The sequence below is a fragment of the Porphyromonas sp. HMSC065F10 genome (genome assembly GCF_001808555.1).
Lineage (GTDB): Bacteria > Bacteroidota > Bacteroidia > Bacteroidales > Porphyromonadaceae > Porphyromonas_A.
In genome coordinates this window covers 1-1852 of record NZ_KV793734.1, presented here as the reverse complement: position 1 = coordinate 1852, position 1852 = coordinate 1, and the positions used below count along the sequence as shown (strand labels likewise).

Below are 1852 nucleotides of genomic sequence, written 5' to 3'. Positions count from 1 at the left end.
AAATAGCAGGCAATAAACAATCTAGATACAGATATTATGAAAATGAACGATTTGTCTCGGTTGAAGTTTTTCGAGATTTCAAATCAACCTTTCGTTTTTGACAGAGAGACTTCGCAAGTGATCCTTTTAAATGAAGTAGAGACACCTCAATTGGTACAAAATCTAAGAGCCTTTGATAAGGGTAACTCTTTTTCATATGGCGAAGAAGCATTGATTGATGCCGATGAACTATTTGATGTGATTAATTCGGGTCCAGCATCAACACTTGTCAACGACTTGAAACATGTGAAGCCATCGTACTCATCGCTGGTATTGCCTATAGCTTCACAATGCAATCTAAAGTGTCCATACTGTTTCGCACAAACTAATCATGGCGGGTTTAGCTTTCCTTCGTATAATGAGGACGCTATTGACCGACTTTTAGACAGATTACACGAATTGAATGGCGACACTCCAACGACTTTGATCTTCTTTGGTGGAGAGCCACTCATTAAATTTAATCTCATAGAATACACAGTCAATTGCGTAAAAGAAAAATACCCCGACATGAAAATCGGTTATTCCATTACTACAAATGGAACCCTCATAAATCGAAAGGTAGCCGATTTCTTTCATGAGAATAATGTTGCGGTATTGTTAAGTATGGATGGGTATGACAACGAGTTTAATTACAGGAAGTTTCGGAATGGAAAATCTTCTGTCGATAGGGTCCTGAAGTCTATTGAGCTACTAAAATCGTCAAATGTCTATTTTGAGATTCGTGCGACTTTAACAAGTGACAACCCCTATCTGTACGAAACACATATGTTTTTTGAGAAGTTGGAGGTGCCATATCAAATTGCATTTGCGTATCCCTCAGAAAACACATCTCATTCAAGTTTATCTACATTCTCAGAGGACTCCTTAGTTGGGCTAAGAAAAGCTTACAACCGTCTTATTGAGCATTATGTTGAAAGGTCTAAAAAGGGATTGCCTTTTTATGACAAGCTCCTGCCTAAAATCATTGGAGCCATTGAGAGTAGGCAGAAACTTATTTTTTCTTGTAGCGCAGGGATAAACTACTTTACAATTCTTGCAAACGGGGACATCCATTACTGTGCTCATCTTATGAATAATCCTGAGTTCGTATTAGGGAATCTATATGATAGGAAGCTTAAGAATAGCTTCATATCACATCCTATTACGCCCAAGGCAGTTGACCAAATCGCAGAATGTGAGAATTGTTGGATTAAAAATCTGTGTGCTGGAGGTTGTACATCTCAAAAGATATCTGAAAAACTCAGCCCTTTCGGCTCTTACTCAAGAAGAAAATGTGCGCTAGAAAGGTTGCAATATGAGTATTACTTAAAGTTGTATGTACTAAGCCAAAGTATAGGACTTACACAACCATAAATGGTTGCAATGTTTAATCAACTAATCAATTAACTTATTATGAAGAAGTTCAAACTACTGAACGATAGGCAAATGAAGCCTATTGAAGGAGGTGGAGAATTAAAAATCTCCAATTGTAAGGCCGCTGGAGACACATTGTATTGTGCTCCAATAATGGGCGATGTTGTCCTATGTACCACTCATGAGGTGACATGTCCTAATGGGTTTTCTGTAAACTGTAGGAGCCTAGGCAACTACTCCATTACTTGCCCTAACGTAACGGTTAAACCGAAGAATTAAACTAATGAGATAAAGGCACACTTTTATGAGTGTGTCTTTATCTCTTTCGTCTAACTAGCCTAGAATTATCTATGAAACCCTTCTTTTTTATACCTATAGCTCTGCTTTTTGTGTCCTCTTTATGCGTGAAGGCACAACAAAATATGTCGACTGACTTCAACGGTCTAACCCTAACGATAAG

The 1852-nt window shown here is 38.0% G+C and carries 2 protein-coding genes; both read left to right on the top strand.

What is annotated here, in order from left to right; translation table 11 throughout:
- Positions 1–36: 36 nt before the first annotated feature.
- Entirely contained in the window at positions 37–1392 is a 1356-nt protein-coding gene (locus tag HMPREF2890_RS00700) for a radical SAM/SPASM domain-containing protein (protein ID WP_083289710.1), read from the top strand.
- A 39-nt stretch (positions 1393–1431) separates the two neighbouring features.
- Positions 1432–1671, top strand: coding sequence for a hypothetical protein (locus HMPREF2890_RS09140; protein ID WP_210394722.1), 240 nt, complete (start codon positions 1432–1434; stop codon positions 1669–1671).
- Positions 1672–1852 lie beyond the last annotated feature (181 nt).